Raw genomic sequence first — 22,326 nt, forward strand, 5'->3', positions numbered from 1 at the left:
ACATGATCGCGATCAGGCCACGGCATCTTCTTTACACTGCGGTCTTGTTTTACGCGGGGTTGCTCTCCCGGGCCGCCGGCGCTGATTTTCAGGCGATCCTCGGGGACCTTCCCAAAACCGTTTCCGCTGAAAAGGGGCCGTACCTGGTCACCTCGGACATTTACGTCCCGGCGGGAAAGACCGTGGTGGTGGATGCGGGCGCCGTGTTTCTTTTCAAGAATTTCACGGGCCTGCACGTGCAGGGCACGCTCATCGCCAAGGGCACCGCCGAAAAGCCGGTGGTGTTTACTTCGGAGAACGACAAGCGCTTCAATAAGGAGACCGCCCTCATCGCCAACCCATACGACTGGAACGGCATTTTCATCCACAACGACGCGATCGGCACCGACCTGCAGCACGTCGAGGTGGTATATTCTGTGTACGGCATCAACGCGCTCACCAGGTTCTTCCGCATCGTCGCCGGCACGTTCAGGGACAACGGCAGGGCAAACCTCACCATCGAGGGCCAGGCCCAGGCCGTGACCGCGGAGCCATACACCTATTCCCTTTCGGTAAAGAACGCCGCTATTGACGGCGTGCCCGTGAAAATCCTTCTGGACCCGGACGCGCGCCGGCGCAACATTGTTCGCTACACGGGAATCGGGGTGCTGGCGGCCGGCGTCGTGGCCGGCGCGGTGTTCACAACGCAATGGGACGCCTCAAAAAAACGCATGAGCACGGTGGCGGGCGACCTGTTTACTTATACCAGCTCCGATTTCACTGCCGCGCAGTCGGCGCGGAACACCAATGCCGCGCTCATGACCGCGTGCTATGCGCTCGGGTTCATCGGCGCGTGCGGGTTTACCTATTCGTTTACGTTTTAGGAAGTAACGTCATGAACCGAAAATTAACATCAATGCTTCTCGCCGCATGGCTCATGCCGCTTTTCTTCCTTTTCTGCACCAACGACTACAACCCATTCACCGACCAGTCAAAGGCCCGCGCGGTCGTCACGCATAAAACCTTCAGGGACGTTGACACGCTTTCGATTTTCACCACCGAAACCCTGATGGTTCAGTTGGCCGTGCGCGAGCTGGTCGATTCGTTCTCGGTGGTCGCGCCGTCGAACCGCCGCGCCGCCGACACGTTCGTGGTGAGAAAAACGGCCGGCCAGATTCTTCCGGCCGGTCCGTACACCTGCCTGATCTCCCTTACCGACACCGGCTGGATAACCATCACGGTCAACACGTTCAGGAGCAACGGCGAGCGCGTGCCGCAGGATTTTTTTGTCTTTTGCAAATCGCCGCTGGGCCAAGGCGCCATCACCGGCGACTACGGCGACACCCTGCGGCTGTCGACCGCGCCCGTACGCGACGCCGACGTGGCGTACCACTGGGATTTCGGCAACGGCGTTGTTGTCAACTCTCCGCTGCCGCAAACCACTGCCGTGATCAAAATGCAGACGGTCATGACCGCCGGATCGCTGTGGGTCTCCGACCCCTCGGGTGGCCATGCCTCGCCACGCTGCGCGTTTGCCTACAACCTCACCGACAGCACGGCGCCCATCATCATGTGCGCCAACGATCAGTTCGTTGGAAAGGACACCATCGTCACCGGCGACACCACGTTCTATTTCAAGGTGAAAATCTGGGACCCGGCGCAGGTGCAGCCCGTGTACAGCGCGATGATCAACGGCGGGCAGTTCGACATCAACAACGACCCCTATTATGTGCAGGTCTTCGGCCGCATGGACACGTTCAAGGTTTTCTCGCCGGTCGTGGTGACGGCTATTGACAACCAGTACAGCCAGAAATCCTCCCGCAAGACGTTCTGGCTCAGGTTCAGCGACTCCCTGTCGCACGGCAAGGGCTTATACATCACGGTCAGCGAACCGGAGGGCGACCTGTCGGCGAGCTCGGTCAGGCAGGTATCCATATTCGGGAACGTAGAGGATTACGCGCACGATTCGATCAACGCGGTATTGAAACTGTTTGTCAATGACCTTCCCACCGGCGAATCATACGCGGCGCGGGGAAAATACAGCGTGCTGTGGAATTTCGGCCTTACCCTGGGCGACGGCGCGAACAAGATAAAAGTCGCCGCCTATTCACCCGGCGGCGACTCGCTCGCCGAAAAATCCTTCACGATCTTTTTTGACCCCGGCCTCAAGGACACGGTGCCGCCGGTCATTCTCGAAATCACCGCGAACGGGAAAACGGCCGATTACCACTTTGTCACCACGGACACCGCGGCGATCAGGATCATCGCCTTTGACGAAGGGTCGGGCATCGATTCCCTGACGGTCAATGGGAAGCGGCTGCTCATGACGCCCGAGGGAAACGGCTTCATCTGGTTCGACAGTGTCATTGTCGTGCACCGGCCCTCGGGAAACCTGTTCTGTGTGCGGGCAAAAGACAGGGCGGGCAACCGGGATTCCGTTTCCTTTACTTTGTATATGAACAACCCCCCGGAGATCATCCTTGCCCCCGCCGTGCAGAACCAGGTCTTCGCGGGCGCGTTGTTTTCAAGCCAGATCCGCTGCATCGACCGGGACCTTGACACAATAAGAATCCAGAAAGTGGACGGTCCCGCCAATCTCACCGTCACCGCGGACGGCCAGATATCGTGGACCCCGCTGCCGGCGGACTCCGGCATGCACACGGTGCTAATGCGCGTTTCGGACGGGTACCAGGACGTTTTCTACACCTTCCAGGTGACCGTCCTCACCGTTTCCGCGCTTCCGCAGATGGCCCGGATCGACACGCAGCACACCGCCTACGCCCCTTATGTGGAAGCGGGAAAAGACAGCCTCGTCATTTTGGTAAGAACACTCTACGACACCCTTGACACGCCGCTCGTGTTTTCCGCGTTTTTATACAACTCCCCGCTCCCCATGAACGGCAGGCTCCTCGTGTGGAAGCCGGAAATCAAGGACGTGGGAATTCGTTCCGTAAAGTTGAAGATCACCGACCCCTATTCACGGAGCGACAGCATGCTCGCGGTGGTGACGGTGGTGCCGCCCAACCAGCCGTGCACGCTGCACGTGACGTACAACATTCCGACGACGCCGGCCGGCGAGCTTGACCTCTCCTCGGCCGCGCAACCGGAAACGCTTTTCTTTTCTGTCAAGGACCCCGACATCCCGGCCGTGGAGCGCGACACGGTGAAGATCCGCTGGCCCGCGAGCCAGACGCAGATGGTGCTCGACTCAACGCGGCAGTTTTTGCTCATCCTTGCGCCGAAATCCGGGACAAAGACCAAAGACACCGTGTGCGTGTCGGTTTCCGACCGCGGCGGCCATGCCGACTCCATGAAATTCTTCATCTCCTACGGCGCGACGGTAACCCCGGGATTCACGGGGAAAATCGTGATCAACACCAGGTCGAGCGGCGCGTCCATCAGCGCCCCGGTGACCGGGTTCCCGCTCCTCGTCCGGCTTGATACAACGTCATTTACAAGGAAGAATTTCAGCGACGCCGCTCCGAACGGCGCGGACGTGCGTTTCAAAAAGCCCGACGGAACGCCGCTTCCCTACCAGATCGAGCGGTGGAACGGCACGGCGTACCTTGCGGAAATCTGGGTAAAGGTTGACACCGTGTATCCGATGAACGACACGCAATACATCACGATGACCTGGGGCGCCGGCTCATTAATGGACAGCTCGAACGGCAGGGCCGTGTTCGACACCGCCGCCGGCTACGTGGGCGTCTGGCACATGAGCGACGGATCTCAGGCGCAGAACGCCAATTCGGCGCAGGCGCAGTTCAACGCGGTGCCGACGCTGACCAGCGGCCCGGCGCCGGGAGTCATCATAACCTACGGCACGGGCATCATCGGCGGCGCCGCCGACAGCATGATAAACGACAGATTTCTGAACGCGGGGCTGCTGCCGACCATGCAGAATGTCTCGGTAAGCGCATGGGTAAACCCCGCGGCCAGGGCCGGATTTTCCAAAATCATCAGCAAGTCATGGAACACGTATCAAAATCCGTATCAGGTCTTTTCCCTTGAGGAGACGGGGCCAAAGGATACCGCCGTTCAATTCCACGTGGGACTGTCCGGGCAATTTTCCGCATACGCGGTCTACAAAGACTCGATTCCAATCGGCTCCTGGACGCACCTCGCGGGCACCTACGACGGCATGACCATGCGGCTGTACGTGAATGGAACGGAAGCGGCCACGTATTCATGGACCTCCGGTTCCGTGCCCGCCGTTCCCTTAAACCAGATGCCCTGGACCATTGGCGGATGGGGCGGGAACACGATGGAGTGTTTTCAGGGGAAAATCGACGAGGCGAGGATTTATCGCGGGGTGTGGACGGCGGACTATATAAAATTGTCGTATGAGAATCAAAGGGAAGGTGGCGCGCTGTTGCAGTTTAGATAATTACAATCTCCCTTGACAATTTGGATTAGTTGACAGATAATAAACGGAATGCGCTCATCATTTTATTGACATGAGGTAAATTACCCCGGTATCTCCCCCGCCTTCTTCTTCAATTCTGCCAACAAATTCAGCGCGTCCAGCGGCGTGACCTGGTTCAAGTCCATGTCCTGCAGTTGTTGAATTATTTCCCCCTGCATCGAGTCCACTATGTTAAGTTGCACGCCGCTTTCAAACAGGTCCGTCTGTTTTGCGTTTTTCTTTTCTCCCTTGCGGCGGGCGAGCACGGGCTTGTGGTCGGGCGTGAGCTCCATGTTCTCGAGGTTCGAAAGGATCTCCTTTGCGCGGATGATCACGGGCCTGGGCACGCCCGCCAGCCTCGCCACCTGGATGCCGTAGGAATGGTCGCAGCTGCCCGCGTCGATCTTGCGCAGAAAGATGATCTTGTCGTTCCACTCCTTCACCTTGATGTGCAGGTTCTTGATTCTCGGGAACAGAAGCGCCAGCTCGGTGAGCTCGTGGTAATGCGTGGCGAAAAACGTTCGCGCGGCGTGGCCTTCGGCCTCGTGGAGGAATTCGGCGACCGCCCAGGCGATGGAGATGCCGTCGAACGTCGAGGTGCCGCGGCCGACCTCGTCGAGCAGCACGAGGCTCCGGTCGGTCGCGTTGTTGAGGATGTTTGCTACCTCGATCATCTCCACGAGAAAGGTGCTCTGGCCGCGCGCAAGCCTATCCGAGGCGCCCACGCGCGTGTAGAATTTGTCAACAATGCCGACCTCGGCCGACGCCGCGGGCACGAACGAGCCCATCTGCGCCATGAGCGCTATGAGCGCGTTCTGCCGCAGGTACGTTGATTTTCCCGCCATGTTCGGGCCGGTGATGAGCAGGATCTGCGCGTCGGCCGCTTTACACTCGGTGTCGTTGGGAACGAACTGATCGCCTGCCGGGATCATGCGCTCCACCACCGGGTGACGGCCGTCCCTGATGTAAAGATCGGCGCCCGTCGTGAGCACGGGCCTGCAATAGCCGTATTCGGAGGCGACCTTTGCAAGCGAGACATACACGTCGAGAAGCGCGATTGCACCGGCGGCCTTCTGTATCGCGGCGCATTGCGCCGCAATGCTCTTGCGCAGCGCGACAAATAGGTCATATTCGAGCGCGGAACATTTCTCCTCGGCGCCCAATATTTTCGATTCCATCTCCTTGAGCTCGGGCGTGATGAACCGCTCGCCGCTTGTCAGCGTCTGCTTGCGGATGTAATTTTCGGGCACCGACGACAGATTGGCCTTCGACACCTCGATGTAATAGCCGAACACCTTGTTGTAGCCCACCCTAAGCGACGAGATGCCGCTGCGGCCGCGCTCCGATTCCTGGAGCGTTGCAATCCATTTTTTCCCGTTGATTGACGCGCTGCGAATCTCGTCGAGCTCGGCCGACACGCCGGTCTTGATGAGCCCTCCCTCGCGTATGGAAAGCGGCGGGCCAATCACGATGGTGCGCTGCACCGATTGAACAAGCGGATCGAAACCCTCGAGCGACCGGCGCAGTTCCTTGACGGAAGCGCACGGCGAGCTTGCCAGAATTTTGATGATCTTGGGAAACACGTCGAGCGACTGTGCCAGGCCGAGCACGTCGCGGGCGTTGGCCCGTTCGTAAGTCACGCGGCCCACGAGCCGTTCCACGTCGGCGATCTGCTTCAGGAAAAGTTCCGCCTCGCCACGCACGAACACGTCGGCCTTGAGCCAGGCGACGCAGTCGAGCCGCTCGTTGATGGCGGCCGCGTCGCGCAACGGGTGGGTGATCCACGTCTTGAGCAACCGGGCGCCCATGGCCGTGCTCGTCTTGTCAAGCACCGACAGCAGCGTGCCGCCCTCGTCGTCGGTGTGCATGGGCCGCAGCAGCTCGAGGTTGCGGATGGTGGACGGGTCGAGGTCGGCAAAACTTGACAGCGTGCGGGGCAGCAGCGCTACGATGTGCCTGAGCTCGTTTTTCTTCTGCTCCTTGAGGTATGAAAGCAGGCCGCCGGCCGCGCAGATGCCCGCGCCGAACCGCTCGAGCCCCATGCCCTGCAGCGTGGCCACCCCGAAATGCGAGGTGAGCGCGGCGGCCGCGTTTTCAAATGCGAACTTCCACGGATCGTATTTCGACACCGGAACCTGCCGCAGGTTCTGCGAAACAATAGCAGCCAGCGGGTTTTCCTCGCCCCCGGAAAGCAGAACCTCGGCCGGCCCGATGCGCACGAGTTCTTCCGCGAGTCGTGAAACCGGGATCTCCTCGGCCTGGAACAGACCTGTTGACAGATCGCAAATCGCCGCGCCGCAGCAGTCTTTTGCCGCCACCGCAGCCACGATGAAGTTGTTGCTCTTCTCCTCGATGAAATTGTCCTCGGTGGCGGTGCCGGCCGTGATGATCTCAACGATGTCGCGCTTCACCACACCCTTTGCGTTCTTTGGGTCTTCCGTCTGTTCGCAGATGGCGATTTTATACCCCGCCTTCACCAGGCGGTTGGCATACCGGTCGAGCGCGTGATAGGGGAACCCGGCAAGCGGCACATCCTCGGCGCTGCCGTGGTTGCGCGAGGTGAGGGTGATGCCCAGCACCTTCGACGCGATCTTGGCGTCGTCGTTGAACATCTCGTAGAAATCGCCCATGCGGTACAACAGCACGGTCTCGGGGTTCTGCGCCTTGATGGCGTTGTACTGCCGCATGAGCGGCGTGAGCGAGTCCTGCGGCGATTGGAAATTGAGAGAGGTCATGACCTAACCGGTTTGCGTTAAACGGTTGCGGGCGGCGTGTCCTTCTCGTCAAGAACGGCAGCGCCCGCGCCGGACGCGGCTTTTTCGGCCTCCACCTGCTGCAACTGCGTTTCGGTGAGATCACCCAGTTTCTCCTTTGCCAAGGCCTCGAACTCTTCGATGCGCGGCAGGTCGGCGATCTTGTTGATGCCGAAATAGGCAAGAAACTCCTTGGTCGTGGCGTAGAGCAGGGGGCGGCCGGGCTTTTCGCTGCGGCCGGCGATGGTGATGAGCCGCTTTTCCAACAGCGTTTTCATGGCACCGTCGGAAAGCACCCCGCGGATCGACTCGATCTCGGCCTTGGTGATGGGCTGCTTGTACGAAATGATGGCAAGGCATTCAAGCGATTGTATAGAAAGTTTTTTCGCGGCCTTTTCCTTGAACAGCTGCACCACCCAGGGGTAATAATACGACACGGTGCGGAACTGGTATCCGCCGCCGATCTCCACGATCTCGAACGGGTGGCGCTCTTTGCCCAGCTGCGTATTGATTTTCTCCACCATCTGCCGGATCTTGCGGCCGTCGGGCATTCCCGGCACGATCGCCTTGATCCGGTCGGTGGTGAGGATCTCGTCCGACGCGAACAAAAGCGCCTCGAGCACGCGGAGCGGGTTGTCGGGCGCGTTTGAGTCGGGGATGGGAACGTCTTCCGCGCTTTCGGCCTCGAGCGCGGCGGTATTCTGGGCCACCTGCGCGTCGCTGGTTTGCGGGCCGGCGGTCTCTTCGGCCGCCAGGGGAGGATCGACTTGCTCCATCGGTTTTTCCAAATTACCCGGATCAAGGTTCGCGTCGTTTTCTTCTGTCATGGAGGTCCTTGCTTTAGGAGTTGGTGTTTCTGGGTGGTAATATAAATCATTACCGTAATTTGTTAAATACTCATATATCTATAATATTAACACTTTGCGGGGGAGAAGTCTCTCCCCTGGGGTGCAGCTTCCGCCGCCGCGCGGTTGTCGTCGAAGTGTGGGGTCGGGCGCGGCGGCGGTGATCTGCACCCACACCCCTCTCCCGGCTTTGTTTACGCGGGGAGAGGGGCACTTGTGTTCTCTGTTGTCAAATGAAGTATCGAAAATAAATCGAAAGGATAGTCAAAAATTATAAAGTAATTTGCCTGATGGATTTGAAAAAGGGGGGATGATGTTACGCGCCAGGGGCGATTGGAGGCCGCGCCAGAGCGCGGTGCTGCCCGGCCACGGCCGCGAAGCGGCATAGCGCCGCGGCAGCCCGAGGGCGAGCCCGAGACCGGAAGGAGAACCGACCCGACCCTGAGCCTCGGCGAAGGGGAGGGGAACGCCCGGATTTTAATTTTCAAGTGAAAAGCGGTTTCTCCGCCAAAGATCTTAAAACTTATTACACCGAGAAATCCCTCAGCGGAATGACGTCGGGCAGTTTATCGCGGGTTTGGCCGAAGAGCTCGGTGGGGACCCAGCGGATGGTGAGGTGCTGCACCTTGACCGTTGCGAGCGCCTCGATGACGTGCGAGTACCACGGCTGCGCCGTGGCGATGAGGAGGAGGTCGACGCGGCCGCGCGACAGCACGTCCTTGATGTTCTCGATATGGCCGAGCACCGGGTAGCCCTCGAACTCGCCGGGGAACTGCTCCTTGACGGGCCAGAGAACGCCGCGGATGCTCACGGTGGAATCGGCCTCGAAGTTCTTGATGAGCGCCGTCGCCACCTCGTCGGAGCCCACGATCACCACATTGCCGGTGCTGAACACGATGCGCCTGAGGCGCGAAACCGCCCGCGGCAGCACCTCGCGCCACGCCACGAGCGCAAGAATGATCACGATGGTGGCAACGCCGAAGGCGATACGGGAAAAGGCCATGGAGTTCACGAAAAACACCGCAGCCATGAAAATGGCCGAAGCCACGGCTCCCGACACGAGCGCGTTTCCGACGGAATACCGCTCCTTCGAGTACACGCCGCGGTAGAGAAAAATTCCCAGGAAGCTGAACGAAAGCAGCAGGTGCATGAACACCATGGTGAGCGCGCTGCCGCCGCGGTACGGGCTTTGCATTGACGAAAGGGAAAACCTCACCAGGATGCCGCCCCAGAGGATCACATTGATGAGCAGGAGATCGATGAAGCACGCGGTGAAGGTGCGGAAAAGGCTCCCGACGAAATTGAGACCGGCCTGGAGCATGATGCCCATGAAAATGAGCCAGCCCGGAAAATACGCCGCGTGCGTATGCTTGTACGTGCGCGAAAAGATGATCATGGCCTCGTAAAACGCCCTGCGTGATTTCCAGGTGAGCTTTGCCGCGCTTCTTCCCTTGAAATGGATGATCTGCGTGGCTGGGTTGTACCAGACGCTGAGGCCTTTTTCCTTGACGCGGCGGCAAAGATCAAGGTCCTCGCCGTACATGAAATACCGCTCATCGAACCCGCCCACCTCCCGGAACAGCCCCAGGGGCATGAACATGAAGGAGCCCGACACGGCGTCCACCTCGACCGTGTCGTCAGGGTCAAGATAGGTGAGGTTGTAGCGCCCGAAGCGCCTGCTTTTGGGAAACAGCCTGCTCAGGCCGGTGAGCCGGTAAAAGGCGACCGCCGGCGAAGGGAAGCTGCGCCGGCATCCCGCCTGCAGCGAGCCGTCGGCGTTGATGATCTTGGGGCCCATGATGCCGACGCTGGTACGGGACTTTAGAAACTCCACGCAGGCCGACAGCGTGTTTCTTGACACGAGCGTGTCCGGATTTAAAAAAAGGATATACGTGCCGCGGGCGGTCTTTGCGCCCACGTTGCAGGCCTTGCCGAACCCGATGTTGTTCTTGAGGCCCACCCACTTGACTTCCGGGAACTCGCCGGTGATTTTTTTCCGGGAGTCGTCATGCGACGCATTGTCCACAATGATGATTTCCGATTGCTGGTAGAGCTCGGCCTCGCGCAGGGAAAGCAGGGTCCGCTTCAGGAAGTCGGCGACCCTGAAATTGACAATGACCACCGAGATGAGCGCGTCGCGGGGGGGCACCTACACCGTCCTGTTGAACGTGGACATCAGGCGGAGCTTCCAGACGAGGATGAGGGCCTCGCGCACGATTTTCGTGGTCATCTTCGAAACGCCGCGCTTCCGGTCAGTAAATACGATCGGAATTTCCGCGATCCTGAAGCCCCGTTTCCATGTCATGTAGTTCACCTCGACCTGGAAGGAATAGCCCGACGAATCGATCTCGTCGAGCCGGATGGCCTCGAGCACCTTCCTGCGGAAGCACTTGAACCCGGCGGTGCAGTCGCGCACCGGCACGCCCGTGAGAATGCGCGCCACCAGGTTGCCGAAATAGCTGAGGAGCAGCCTGAACATGGGCCAGTTCACCACATTGACGCCCCGTATGTACCGCGAACCGATAACGAGATCGTTGTCCTTGATCGCGTTCAGAAAATCCGGCAGATATTTGGGATCGTGGGAGAAATCAGAATCCATTTCGAATACAAACTCGTACTTCCGCTCAAGCGCCCATGTGAATCCCGCCACATACGCCCTGCCAAGGCCCTCTTTTTTGGGCCGGTCGAGCACGAATATGCCGGGGAGCTTTTCGGCAAGCTCCTTGACAAGCGCGGAAGTTCCGTCGGGTGAATTGTCGTCCACCACGAGGACATGCGCGTCGGGCAGCAGGGCCTTGATCTCGGGGATGATGAGCCCGATGTTTTCCTTTTCGTTGTAGGTGGGTATGATGATGAGAACCTTGTCGTCTTGCATAATTTCCTTTGCGCCGGAGGTCCGGCAATCCTGTCAAAATAACACAGGTAACCGGCGGGGGCAAGAATGGCCTGCTTGCAATGGTTAATTCCAATCACGTAGATTTGATTGCATTAATAATGCGATAAAATATGGGCGTTTCCCCGTTTGTGGGGCGAAAAATTTTTCGCCCACAAACGGGGTCGGCCGTCCTTCCGGTCCACCCCTTCGGGTGCTTCCAAGGGTCGTCGTCCTTCGGCTCGGGCTGCCACGGTCCCTTATATGCCTGACGGCGAAGGCCGGGCAGCACCGCGCTCCTGCGCGGCCTCCAGTCCTGCCTAACGCGGCGTCGCATCATTGTGCATGGAAATTAATCAGTGGCGCCGATCGGACATGGATTACACGATAACACTCAATATGATTAACGCATCCGGTCTTCCAAGGTTTTATGGTCAACTGTCAACAATATCTAATCTAAATTGAAAATGCCTTCAAAAATTCTATTGATCAGCGTCAACCGGTGTACTACACCCTATCCCGTTTTTCCGCTCGGGCTCGCGCATGTCGGCGCCGCGCTCACGCGCGCCGGGCATACGGTCGAAATTGCCGATTGCGCGGTTGACGCTGAGGGAATTGGCAATACAATAAAAATTTTCAATCCGCATTTTATCGGCCTTTCCCTCCGCAACATCGACGACATACGGATCACCAACACGCAGTTTTTCGCCGGCGACCTGGCCGTGCTTGCAAAAGAAATCCGTTCCCTTTCAAAATCGCCGATCATCATCGGCGGAAGCGGGTATGCGCTGTATCCCGAACGGCTTCTCAAGGAATCGGGCGCGGATTTCGGCGTCAAGGGAGAAGCCGAAGAGGCGATAGCACAACTCATCGCCGCGCTTGAGAAAAAAGGCGGCTATGAAAACATCCCCGGACTTGTTTATCGAAACAAGAATGTCATCATCCAAAACGCCGTCAAGCAGTGCGCGGAAGCAAGCGTTGTCCCTCCCCTGCTTCCATCAAACCTGACGAAGTTTTACATTGACAAAAGCTCGATGCTCAACGTGCAGACCCAGCGCGGCTGCGCCCATACCTGTTGCTACTGCACCTATCCCGTCATCGAAGGCACCGCGGTCAGGGATAAAAAACCCGCGGCTGTCGGGGAAGAGCTGGAACAAATAAAAAAAACAGGCGCGCGATATTTTTTCATTGTGGATTCCGTGTTCAACTCCTCGCAGGCGCACGTCACCGGCATCTGCGAAGAAATCATCAAACGCAACCTGAACTTGTCATGGGGATGTTTTCTGCGGCCGCAGGGACTCACCCGGGAACTCACGGACCTCATGGCGGCCGCAGGCCTGTCGCACATCGAGTTCGGCTCGGACAGTTTTTCCGACAGCGTGCTTTCTGCCTATGGAAAGAACTTTTCCTTTGAGGACGTGTTTCGCTCGAGCGAATTCGCCCGTCAAGCCAGAATCCATTACGCCCATTTCCTCATCATCGGCGGACCGGGCGAGACCGAAGATACAATCCGTGAAAGTTATGAAAATTCCAAACGCCTTAAAAAGACCGTTCACTTCCCCTTTACGGGCATGCGCGTGTATCCCGGCACGCCGTTATACCGTCGCGCGCTTGCGGAACATGTCATCACCAAAGACACCGACCTTCTTCCGCCGTTCTTTTATATTTCTCCATATTTGACAAAAGATAAAATCCTCGGCCTGCTCGGCTCCTTCGCAAAGGAATCAAAAAACTGGGTCATCGGCGAGCCGCCCGAAGAAAACACCAAGACCGCTGGGAAGCTGCGCGACAGGGGCGTGACCGGGCCGCTGTGGGAGTTTCTGGCGAGATGATCACGCCGGTTTTGATACCCGGTATTTCCTCACCATTTTTTCAGGATAATACGACGCCTTGGCCCGCCGCAGCGATTCAAGGCCGAGGTCCTGTTCAAAATTGAAGGCGGTATATTTTGCGGGCATGATCTGCGCGAACTGGTGGTACATGTACTGATAGATTCCCCGGTACGCCGTTTTCGCCTTTGCAAAGTGCAGCGCGAACATCTGCTCGTTGAGCTCCTCGCCCACGATGAACCCGGCCGGGTCGTCGCCGACGTAATAGACCCCCCCGCACAGCACCAACTCCTCGTAAAGGGACAGCGCCTCGCTGCACGCCGCAAAGTCGGTGTCCGCACGCGGCTGCCTGCTTTCCCTCTGCCAGGCGTCAAGGACGTTCATCGCGTCCGCAAGACGGTCATCGGTAAGGGGCAGCGCCTTCGAAGAATAAGTTTTAAGAAACTGGTTCAACAGGTTTTTCTTGCCGTGCAATTTGTTCCCGCTGTAACTTGCCAGCTTTGCAATCTCGTGGATGTAGTCACTTTCGCCTTCGTCAAAAGATATCCGGTATTTGCCGGCATCAAAAGCGGGAAGCCATTCTTCGAGGACCGGAAACATCATCCCGTACGTTTGGATCATCCGGTCGAGCGTCTCGCTCGGCATGAGCCTGACGTCCCTGGTGGGCATCACGTAGGTATCGCCGCTTGCCGCCCTGCCGGTAATGAATATCTCCCCGTTCCTGATGACTTTGTAGTCGTGTTTAGCGCGGAACAGATACAGGTTCGCAAAGCTGTATTCCGAAACCGCGGTGGCGATTGCCTTGAGCGGTTTGTAAAGAAGCTCGCGGTGACGGAGGGAAAGGGGTTCGATGATCATACTTGTCGGATAAATAAACTATTTCTTATTTAATTTTTCGAGCGCTTTATGCGCCTCCACAATTCTCTTGTTTCCATTAAGCATAAAATCGGTGCATATCTTCCGAATACCAAGCGTATCCCCATAGGACACGATGGCATTTACAAGTTCGAACTTGCATAATTCATCGCCTTCACGCGTGAGTCAGTCCTGCAGAAGTGGCAAAACGACTTTTTTTTTGGTCTCACGACCGAAGAATGAAGTGCCATTGATGAATAGTAACGAACGAACCAGTTGTCGTTGTTTAATTGTGATTGGATGATTGACTTTGGTATTGTAATTATTGAAAGCAAGCGGGTCCCAAGAAATGTACCATTGTTATGGCGGACAAAGAAGATTCCTCCAAATAGAAGTCCGCAGTACAAGCATGCGGCAAGAATCAAGGAAATAAAAAAGATTTTTATGAATTTTATCCTGTTAGGTTTTTTCATAGGGTCAACCACCCTAAAAAAGCCTCCCGGGGGAGGTTGGTGGGCGATATAAAAAGCATTTTCCTCACGGGGTTTTAGGGGCGGAGCCCCTACCATTTCTTTAATTTGCATTTTGTTTCATATTTTTTAACTCTATCACTCACATCAAATCAATTTATTACAATGGCTTTTCTTCCTCTATGAAAATACCGTTTCCTCCCCCCTTTGTCAAATCATCAACTCTGCGATTTTTTAGCGCCACTGCAATGCTTTTTCCCCGCTAAAAATCCATTATTGTATATTTGAATATCACCGTCATTATTGATTTTCTCCTTTCATCAAGGAGTCCCGCGCCATGAAATCCTTTTCAATCGGTCTATCACTGCTCATTTTATTTTTTTGCTCCCTCCCCGCTTTTTCCTCCGACACCCTTACCCCAGCGAAAAGCAGGTCGTCTTGCGGGGGCGAAACCCGCTATAATCTTGCAAACGGCTACATCGTCCCTTTAAGGCGGCGCTTTTAGCAGAAGTCTTCATGAAAATCATTCTCTTTAATCCCCGCGGCTTTGTCCTTGATCCAAAATTCCGGCGCCTGCACCAGCTCGCCTGCGTCATGCCGCCGATCGGGCTCGCTTCGATCGCGGCCGTGCTCCGCAACGCAGGTCACCAGGTCCTGCTGCTCGATGCAGCGCTCGAAAACGAAATTTCCAACGGGCAATGGACGCAGCGCATCCTGTCGCAACATCCCGACATCGTCGGTTTTTCCGCCGTCACCTCGGCGTTCCTTGACGCATACGATGTCGCGCAGCGCATAAAACGGCAGGACGATAAAATCACCACGGTGTTCGGCGGCGTGCATGTGTCATGGGGAAGGGAACGCATCCTGGGGCAATTCCCGGAAATAGATTTTGTGATCGCGGGCGAAGGCGAATATGCCATGCTCAAGCTCGCAAACGGCGCTCCTCATACTCAAATCGAAGGATTGCATTTCCGGAACGGCACCTCCATGGAACACGGCCCCGATCCGGCCCAGTGCGCCATGGACGATCTCCCCTATCCGGCCTACGATTTACTTCTGGGATTCCCCAAACGCTATCTCATGCCGTTGTTCTCCTATCCCCGTCATCCGGGTGCGAACGTGATCTCGTCGCGCGGGTGCGTGTACCAATGCTCCTACTGCGACCGTTCGGTGTTCGGCAAGGGGTTCCGCTTCAATTCGCCGGAATACACCGCGGGCTTGGTTTCCTGTCTTGCCAGGGACTTCGGCGTGCGGCATGTCAATTTCTACGACGACCTGTTCACGCTCAACCGCGAGCGCGTGGCAGGGCTCTGCGAGCTTCTTGTCAAAAGCAAACCGCGCGTGAGTTTCAACTGCATTGTGCGGCTCGGCCACGTTGACAGCGAGCTGATACGGCTCCTCAAAAGCGCCGGTTGCTTCATGGTGAACGTCGGCATCGAATCCGGCGACCAGGACATCCTTGACAAACACAAAAGCGGCCTTGCCCTTGAAATCATCCGCCGCGACATAGAAAAACTGGCGGCCGGCGGGCTCTACGTCAAAGGGCTTTTCATGATGGGTTTTCCCGGCGAAGACGAGGCGTCGATCGCAAAAACGCGGGACTTTGCGGTGTCGCTCCCGCTCAAGGACGCGAACATGACCGCGTTCACGCCTTTTCCCGGCGCGCCCATCACCGCCGGTATCCGCTCGCTCGGCCAGTTCGACGACGACTGGCAAAAAATGGATTGCGAGCATTTTGTATTCGTGCCAAAGGAAATCTCCTCACGGGAAACCCTCGAGCGCCGTTACCGGGAATTCATCAAGGGGTTTTACCAGCGGAAATACATGCGGAAAATGTACTACAGGATGTTGTTTGAATGCCCGCACAGCTATCTGCGGCTTGCCAGGCACGGCGCCGCGTTCCTCTCCTATGCGTTCTCGATGAACAGGCGGCGGTCTTCATGATCACCGGCCTCCTGCTCGGTTTCGGCGCCGCTTTTTTTCAATCCTGTTCCTACCTGTTTTCAAAACGGTATGTGGCGAAATTCGAGAAAAGCACCGTGGGTCTTCTTGTCGCCGCGCATTGCATCATGGGAATATTCTCCCTTGCACTGCTTCCGTTCTTTCTTCCCGCGACGATGCCGCCCTTCTCTCGGTACGCGATTCCGCTGATCTGCGGCGTGTGGTCGTATCTTGCGGCGCAGGCTTGTTTTTTCCTCAGCCTTAAAACCACCGAGGCATCGCGCGTCTCGCCGCTGCTGGGACTGAAGATCATCATCCTCGCGCTGATCAGCATCCTTTTTCTCAGGCAGCATTTCAGCGTTGCGCAATGGGGCGGCATCTGCCTGAGCATCGTTGCGGCCTGCCTGCTCGGTCTTCTGGGGAACCGGCTCAACGTTCGGAGCTGGGCTTGGGTCCTCGGCGCGTGTTTTTTCTATTCGCTGTCCGATATTTGCATTAAGCAACTGATCACCTGTTTTGTAAACCTGGGCCTGCTCCGGGCCTCCGTCCTGAGCACGTGCCTGTCCTATGTTTTGGCCGGGCTCGTTTCCGTTGCCTGCATGCCCTTGTTTCCGTTCCGCTCGTTTTCCCGCTGGAGGCTCGCGTTCCCCTTTGCCGCGTTCTGGTATTGCGGCATCCTTTTGCTGTTCGGCTGCTTTGGTTCCGTAGGCGTGGTGTTCGGGAATATCGTTCAGTCAACCCGTGGCGTGATGTCGATCGCGATGGGATCGTACGTGGCGCATAAAGGATATGATCATATTGAGGAAAAAGTGCCGGCAAGAATCTTGTTGATGAGAATCATTGCCGGACTGCTGATGATCGGTTCAATCGCGCTGTTTTATCTTGGATGGCCTCGCCCCGTCAATTGATTGCCTTGAGCCGTCTGCACACCTCATCAATGACCGCTTCTTCCTTTGCAAAACAGAACCTCGCCAGCAGCTCACCGCCGTCATCATGATAAAACGCGCAGCCCGGCACGCAGGCGATGCCGGTTTTGTCAAGGAAGTTCATCGCCTTTTCCCGGCTTGTTTTTCCCTTTACCCGCGACATGTCGGCGAGCACGTAGTAGGCGCCCTGCGGCACGCAGGGCGCAAGTCCGGCGCCTACAAGCGCGTCGCACAGTTTTGCGCGCTTGCGGAGAAACTCGTCGGAAAGGGCTTTATAAAATCCTGCGCCGAGCTCAACGATGCCGCGGGCCGCGCCGAGCTGCAGCGGCGACGGCGCGCACACGTACACCAGGTCGTTGAAATACCCGATTGCCTGCGAGAATTTTTTGTCGCTTATCGCATAGCCGATGCGCCATCCGGTGATGCTGAACGTTTTCGATAACCCCGATATGGTTACCGTACGCTCCCGCATGCCGGGAAGCGTTGCGATGGGGACATGTTCCAATCCGTCGTACACGAAATGCTCGTAAATCTCATCTGTAAACACCCACAGGTCGTGCTTTTTCGCCACGGCGGCAATCGCCTCGAGTTCGCTTCTCGCGAACACCTTGCCCGACGGGTTTGCCGGTGAGTTCAGCAGGATCGCCTTGGTGCGGCGCGAAACGGCCGCGGCGACCGCGTCTTTTAAAACACGCCACTGCGGCGGCAGGAGCCGCACATACCTGGCCTTTGCGCCCATAATGTTGAGGGTGTTGATATGGTAGCCGTAATACGGCTCAAACACGATCACCTCGTCGCCGGGATTGAGCAGGGCCAGGCACGCGCAGTAGAACGCGCCGGTGGCGCCCGCGCTCACCACGATCTCGCCGGCCGCGTCAATGCTCATGTCGTAGAAGTGCTTGTATTTTCCGGCTATCGCCTCGCGCAGCTCGGTGGTGCCGTCGTACCGCGTGTAGGTGTTTTTGCCTTTGTCAATCGCCTCCTTCGCCCCCGCGCCCACCGGCGGCGGGAGCGGGCAGTCGCAGACGCCCTGCGCAAGGTTGATGCCGGCCGCGGCGTTGCACGCGAGCGTCATGCTCCTGATTTCCGACTGCAGCACGGTTTTTTGTAGATTGCTCAATTCGGGCGGCATCGTGTGTGGTTCCTTTTTTATATTAGTATAGGCGTTTCGCCGGTGATGTCGCAATAATATAGTTTACGATACCCGATTCTTCATTGCGGCAAAGGGCAATCATGAAATTTTGGCGTTTATTTCTTCTATGCGCAGCGCTTTGCGAAAGTTTTCCGGCATCCGCCCCTGCGGTTGATTTTTACGCAGGCGTCAAGGGCGGCCTCGGCTTGAGCGGGTTCTGGGGCGCACAGGCCGCCGACAGCGCGGGCATGAGCGCCACGGTGCTGGCCGGCTTCTGCGGCGGGGCCGCGGCATGGGCGCAGTTCAACGATTTTTTCGCGGGCCAGCTGGAATTTCTTTATGCCATGAAGGGGAACAGCAGCCGCGGTGCGTCCGGGGCCACCACCGTGGAAAAGCAATGGAACATGGACTGCCTGGAAATCCCGCTGCTGGCGAAATTCACCTATCCCGGCAAAAACGCGAGGCCGCTTCTGTATATCGGGCCCTCGTTTGGTTTTCCCTTCACGTCAAAGTACCGGGTGAAGACGACCACTGAGGCGCCCGCAGCCCCCAACGGATACGTTTCGACGGACACCACCTTCGATCTTAAAAGCAATACCAGCGCCCTTGATGTGGGAATTGCCGTCGGCTTCGGAATGGATTTCGTCATCGAATACGGAATCATCATTTTTGACTTGCGGGCGACCCCCGGGTTTATTTCGTGGGACACCAGGCTTGACCACGACATAAAAAACTACAGCATCGTCTTCATGATCGGCTATGCCTATAAGTTCTGACCCGACCCGGTTGTTCCTCTGCAGGCGCGCATTCGCGCTCGCGGCCGCAATCCAGTTCCTTTTTAACGGCGCCATGGCCGACACGACAGGCACCGACAACGCCCGCCTCCCGGACGCGGCGCGCGCGCCGCTCATGCTCGAACTCCCCTTGCTTGACATGCCGGACAATTTTCCGCGCGGTCCGGCATTTCCCTCCATGCAGCAGTCGCTGCGCCTCACCGCATCGATGTATCAGGCGGTCCACCGGGGAATCGACGCGGGCCTCGGGCAGCATCCCTTGGCATCGGAGCTTGTCCAGGACGGATTCGACCTTCTCTCCCTGTACCTTCCTTTGGGCGAAAGCTGGCTGCACGAGGAATGGCACCGCGCCGTGTTGAGCAGCCGCGGCATCAACAGTTTCGACGAAATTTACAAATTCAATTTTCTTTCCTTGGCCGTCAAGGTGAGCGGGGTCGGCGACAGCGACCTTGTGCGCCTCAAACGCGATCACCCGCAGGACCTGGTGAGGCTTTATGAGGCGGGCGTCGAGGCGCAGTATCTTCACGCGCGGGAACTTTCCAAAGACCGCTTTTTCTTCGGCGCGAACCGGTACGCGAGGATCCTGAACATCGCCAGCGTCGCAAGCGGCATTGTTTACCTGGGGCTTTCGACGTTTTCCTACGTCGACCGATTGACAGACCAGATGAACGCGAGCGACGGCGCCAACGTTTTGGGCCGCGATGTCGCCGGGTGGGACTTCACCGCGTGGGTGTACGATTTATACCGGCCGCACGAGCCCTATGAGGCGCGGGGCATTCACCCGTCCGGCGTGGGAATCAACCGGTACATTAAAACAACCGATCTCACCGCGGACCAAATCAGGTTCCTGCGCCTGCAAGCAGGGCTTTCGCTGCTCAACCTTGCCGATCCCGTGCTGTATGGATCAAACGGGTTCGGCGCCGAGGGCCCGGCCGGCAATGATCCCATGCGGTACTCCTTTTCATTGCATCATTTTTTGACCTCGTTCGGCTATTCGGTTGACGCAACCGGTTTTTTCAAACATGGTGATTTCAACGGCTGCGTCACGCTCCACAATTATGCCAACGGGCAAAAATATTTTCCCGGCCTAGAATTGGAGGCGCTGCAGTATCCTCTGTTTTTTGCAACGGCGATCACCGTTTCACCGAAAATCAACATTTGGCTTCAGCCGCTCAACCAGGACTTTTGGACCGCATCATATTCGGGAGGAGGACTCGCCGCTTTAAAATGTTCTTTTCCTGTTTATCAACACTTTGGCGCGTGGGTCGAGATTGAGGGAAAAACCGGGGGCTGGGTTGCCGGCGACGTGCATCTCGGCCCCAGCGTGGGCGGCGAACTGGGAATTTCTTATATGACAAGGCCCCCGCGGTGAAAAGGCTCATCCGCGGAGGCCGTTCGAAATAGCAGGATAAAACGTCAGAAATAAAAATTCACGCCGAGGCTGACGGCAATGGGAGGCATGGTGATGTCCCACACCCGGTCGTTCTTGGCGGTGGTGTTGCCGTAGGAATCCGTGGTCTCATACCGCAATGGAAGGGTGACGAATTCCGAATAATAGTAGACAAAATCAACATTGAACCCCACGTGCTTTCCCGCCATGATTTCCAGCCCCGCCCGGGCGCCGAAGCCGCCGTTGAACGCGATCCATTCCAGAGTCGTGTCCTTTGTAAAGGCGCCGTAATTGTAATCCCAGGAAAAATAGTCGATGGTGTAATCAAGGATGTTGAAGTCCGCCAAGATGCCAACGTTCAGCTTGAGCGGGTACCAGCGCTTGACGAAATTGACGCCGAGCGACGGGAACGTGAAAACATTGGCCATATGGTTCCGCTTGATGTCCGTCCATTCATAGTCGGTCTCGATGCGTGAATAGCCCCCGCCGATTTCGATGGTGACATACTGGCCCGCTTTCAGGATGAACTTAACGAAGTAATCGACCAAGGGCATTCTGGTGATTTTCGCGGTGTTATTGGCATCAAAATTGTAGGTCGTATCCCGTGTGACAAGGTCATACGAAACAGTGGTGTCGTATTCGGTAAGATGGTAGATCCGCGTCGGCTTGATGCCGAAGATGCTCGCGCCGACCCGTATGCCGAACCGGTTCTTGTTCCGCTCCGCCTTCTCGTCAACGACCTCAGGGGCCGCCTCCTCTTTTTTCTCCTCGACCGCGACCTGCTTCTCCTCCTTTTTAGGTTCTTCCTTCTTTTCAACCTCAACCGGCTTTTCCTTTTGCACCGCGGCAGTGAGGCCCACGAGCTGCGCAGCGATGCCGGGAAGCCTGCCCACCACTTCTTCGATGTCGCCCTTGATGTCCTCCGAAACCACTTTCGTGATTTTCGCGGTCTTCACGTCTATGATGCGGAGGTTGACGAGGAACATCGAGCCCACCTTGCCCAGCGACCCGGTCACGAGCTGTTCAACGCCGAGCAGCTGGCCTATCTGCACCATGCATTCCTCATTGGTGCACGCGCCGGACTGCTGGAACCCCTGCTCCTTTAAAATCTCCTGCATCTGGTCGCGCTCCATCACGTTCACTTTTCCCGTGTTGAACAGCTCGCCCCTCAGCCGGTCGGTGATCACTTCGATCTCGCCCGCGGTCACGCCCGACGCGTTTTTCATGTTGATCACGGCGATGTTGGTCTTCCCTGATGTTTTAGACGCGGAGCCGGGAGAGGCGGTCTGCGCCATGGCGGGGTACGACGTGGCGAAAATACCGATGATTATTGCCGCTGTTGCAACCAAGGCCGCATTCTTTTTCATGGGCGAATTCCTTATTTTTAGGTCGAAGGGTTTGGTTATGATTTTTAATGGTAATGATATATAATGATATCACCGGTGCGAACAGGATGCAATAGGAATATCGAGCCACGCCCTCAGAAGAAAGATCGGAATGAAAATCAGGATCGTGACCGGCGACATCACGAAAATCACGTGCGACGCAATTGTCAATGCCGCCAATTCATCGCTCATGGGAGGCGGGGGCGTCGACGGCGCCGTCCACCGCGCGGGCGGGCCGGCCATCCTTGAGGAGTGCAGGCGCATCGTGGCCCGGCAGGGCGGATGCCCTGCTGGCCGGGCGGTGATCACCGGCGGCGGGAACCTGCCGGTAAAATTCGTCATTCACACCGTGGGGCCGGTATGGCGGGGAGGGCATCGTGACGAACCGCGGCTGCTCGCCTCATGTTACAACAGCAGTTTGACACTTGCGCGTTCGCACGGCGTAAAGACCATTGCGTTTCCCGCGATAGCAACGGGCGTTTACGGATACCCGAAGGTTCTTGCGGCCAACGTGGCGCATGATGCGGTGATGAGTCATCCGGGTAAAGAGAATTTTGATCAAATTATTTTCGTGTTTTTTAATGATGGTGACAGGACGATTTTTAAAGAGGCGATTAAAGAATAATAAAATGGAATTAGTAATAAATTAGGGAGTATTTCCGATTGCCAGCGTTAGGCGGACTGGAGGCGAAGCCGAGACCGGGAGGACGGCCGCCCCCGTCGCGCAGGGGCGGTTCGCGAACCGCCCCT

Annotated in this window: 15 protein-coding genes; 8 read left to right on the forward strand and 7 right to left on the reverse strand. The window is 57.1% G+C overall.

Annotated elements, in window-relative coordinates; genetic code table 11:
* The first annotated feature begins 2 nt into the window (after positions 1-2).
* Positions 3-863 (forward strand): hypothetical protein, encoded by an 861-nt coding sequence (locus tag VLX68_14070; protein ID HUI93369.1) that lies wholly within the window; start codon positions 3-5, stop codon positions 861-863.
* Positions 864-874: 11 nt separating this feature from the next.
* The gene (locus VLX68_14075) at positions 875-4,366 is read left to right on the forward strand and encodes a DUF2341 domain-containing protein (GenBank protein HUI93370.1); all 3,492 of its coding nucleotides are present in this window, start codon (positions 875-877) and stop codon (positions 4,364-4,366) included.
* A gap of 80 nt (positions 4,367-4,446) precedes the next feature.
* On the opposite strand, the gene mutS is transcribed toward VLX68_14075, so the two are convergent.
* The 4 genes from mutS to VLX68_14095 all read right to left on the reverse strand — a co-directional run bounded on the left by mutS (position 4,447) and on the right by VLX68_14095 (position 10,857).
* Positions 4,447-7,119: a DNA mismatch repair protein MutS gene (mutS, locus tag VLX68_14080; GenBank protein HUI93371.1), complete on the reverse strand. Its 2,673-nt coding sequence runs from the start codon at positions 7,117-7,119 to the stop codon at positions 4,447-4,449.
* Between the two features lie 17 nt (positions 7,120-7,136).
* Positions 7,137-7,964, reverse strand: a complete 828-nt coding sequence (gene scpB / locus VLX68_14085) for an SMC-Scp complex subunit ScpB (protein HUI93372.1) — start codon at positions 7,962-7,964, stop codon at positions 7,137-7,139.
* Positions 7,965-8,508: 544 nt separating this feature from the next.
* The gene (locus VLX68_14090) at positions 8,509-10,131 is read right to left on the reverse strand and encodes a glycosyltransferase (GenBank protein HUI93373.1); all 1,623 of its coding nucleotides are present in this window, start codon (positions 10,129-10,131) and stop codon (positions 8,509-8,511) included.
* A complete protein-coding gene (locus tag VLX68_14095) occupies positions 10,132-10,857 on the reverse strand; it encodes a polyprenol monophosphomannose synthase (protein HUI93374.1) in 726 nt (241 codons plus the stop codon).
* 464 nt (positions 10,858-11,321) lie between these two features.
* Here VLX68_14095 and VLX68_14100 point away from each other — a divergent pair, with 464 nt between their 5' ends.
* The gene (locus VLX68_14100; GenBank protein ID HUI93375.1) at positions 11,322-12,686 is read left to right on the forward strand and encodes a lipid biosynthesis B12-binding/radical SAM protein; all 1,365 of its coding nucleotides are present in this window, start codon (positions 11,322-11,324) and stop codon (positions 12,684-12,686) included.
* On the opposite strand, the gene VLX68_14105 is transcribed toward VLX68_14100, so the two are convergent.
* On the reverse strand, positions 12,687-13,541 hold the full coding sequence (locus tag VLX68_14105) for a phosphatidylglycerol lysyltransferase domain-containing protein (protein ID HUI93376.1): 855 nt from the start codon (positions 13,539-13,541) through the stop codon (positions 12,687-12,689).
* A gap of 983 nt (positions 13,542-14,524) precedes the next feature.
* Here VLX68_14105 and VLX68_14110 point away from each other — a divergent pair.
* Positions 14,525-15,952, forward strand: a complete 1,428-nt coding sequence (locus VLX68_14110; protein HUI93377.1) for a radical SAM protein — start codon at positions 14,525-14,527, stop codon at positions 15,950-15,952.
* A complete protein-coding gene (locus VLX68_14115; protein HUI93378.1) occupies positions 15,949-16,857 on the forward strand; it encodes an EamA family transporter in 909 nt (302 codons plus the stop codon). Before VLX68_14110 ends, VLX68_14115 begins: the two co-directional genes overlap by 4 nt.
* Here VLX68_14115 and VLX68_14120 read toward each other — a convergent pair.
* Positions 16,850-18,007, reverse strand: coding sequence for a pyridoxal phosphate-dependent aminotransferase (locus VLX68_14120; GenBank protein HUI93379.1), 1,158 nt, complete (start codon positions 18,005-18,007; stop codon positions 16,850-16,852). The genes VLX68_14115 and VLX68_14120 overlap by 8 nt on opposite strands.
* 101 nt (positions 18,008-18,108) lie before the next feature.
* Here VLX68_14120 and VLX68_14125 point away from each other — a divergent pair, with 101 nt between their 5' ends.
* Complete coding sequence (locus tag VLX68_14125) at positions 18,109-18,783, forward strand: porin family protein (protein HUI93380.1); 675 nt, start codon at positions 18,109-18,111, stop codon at positions 18,781-18,783.
* Complete coding sequence (locus VLX68_14130; GenBank protein ID HUI93381.1) at positions 18,767-20,173, forward strand: hypothetical protein; 1,407 nt, start codon at positions 18,767-18,769, stop codon at positions 20,171-20,173. Before VLX68_14125 ends, VLX68_14130 begins: the two co-directional genes overlap by 17 nt.
* A 44-nt stretch (positions 20,174-20,217) precedes the next feature.
* On the opposite strand, the gene VLX68_14135 is transcribed toward VLX68_14130, so the two are convergent.
* Entirely contained in the window at positions 20,218-21,558 is a 1,341-nt protein-coding gene (locus tag VLX68_14135; protein ID HUI93382.1) for a CsgG/HfaB family protein, read from the reverse strand.
* Positions 21,559-21,688: 130 nt separating this feature from the next.
* On the opposite strand from VLX68_14135, the gene VLX68_14140 reads away from it, so the two are divergent.
* On the forward strand, positions 21,689-22,201 hold the full coding sequence (locus VLX68_14140; GenBank protein ID HUI93383.1) for an O-acetyl-ADP-ribose deacetylase: 513 nt from the start codon (positions 21,689-21,691) through the stop codon (positions 22,199-22,201).
* The last annotated feature ends 125 nt before the right edge of the window (positions 22,202-22,326 follow it).

It is taken from the genome of Chitinivibrionales bacterium, assembly GCA_035516255.1.
In the GTDB taxonomy this organism is placed as follows: Bacteria; Fibrobacterota; Chitinivibrionia; order Chitinivibrionales; family FEN-1185; genus FEN-1185.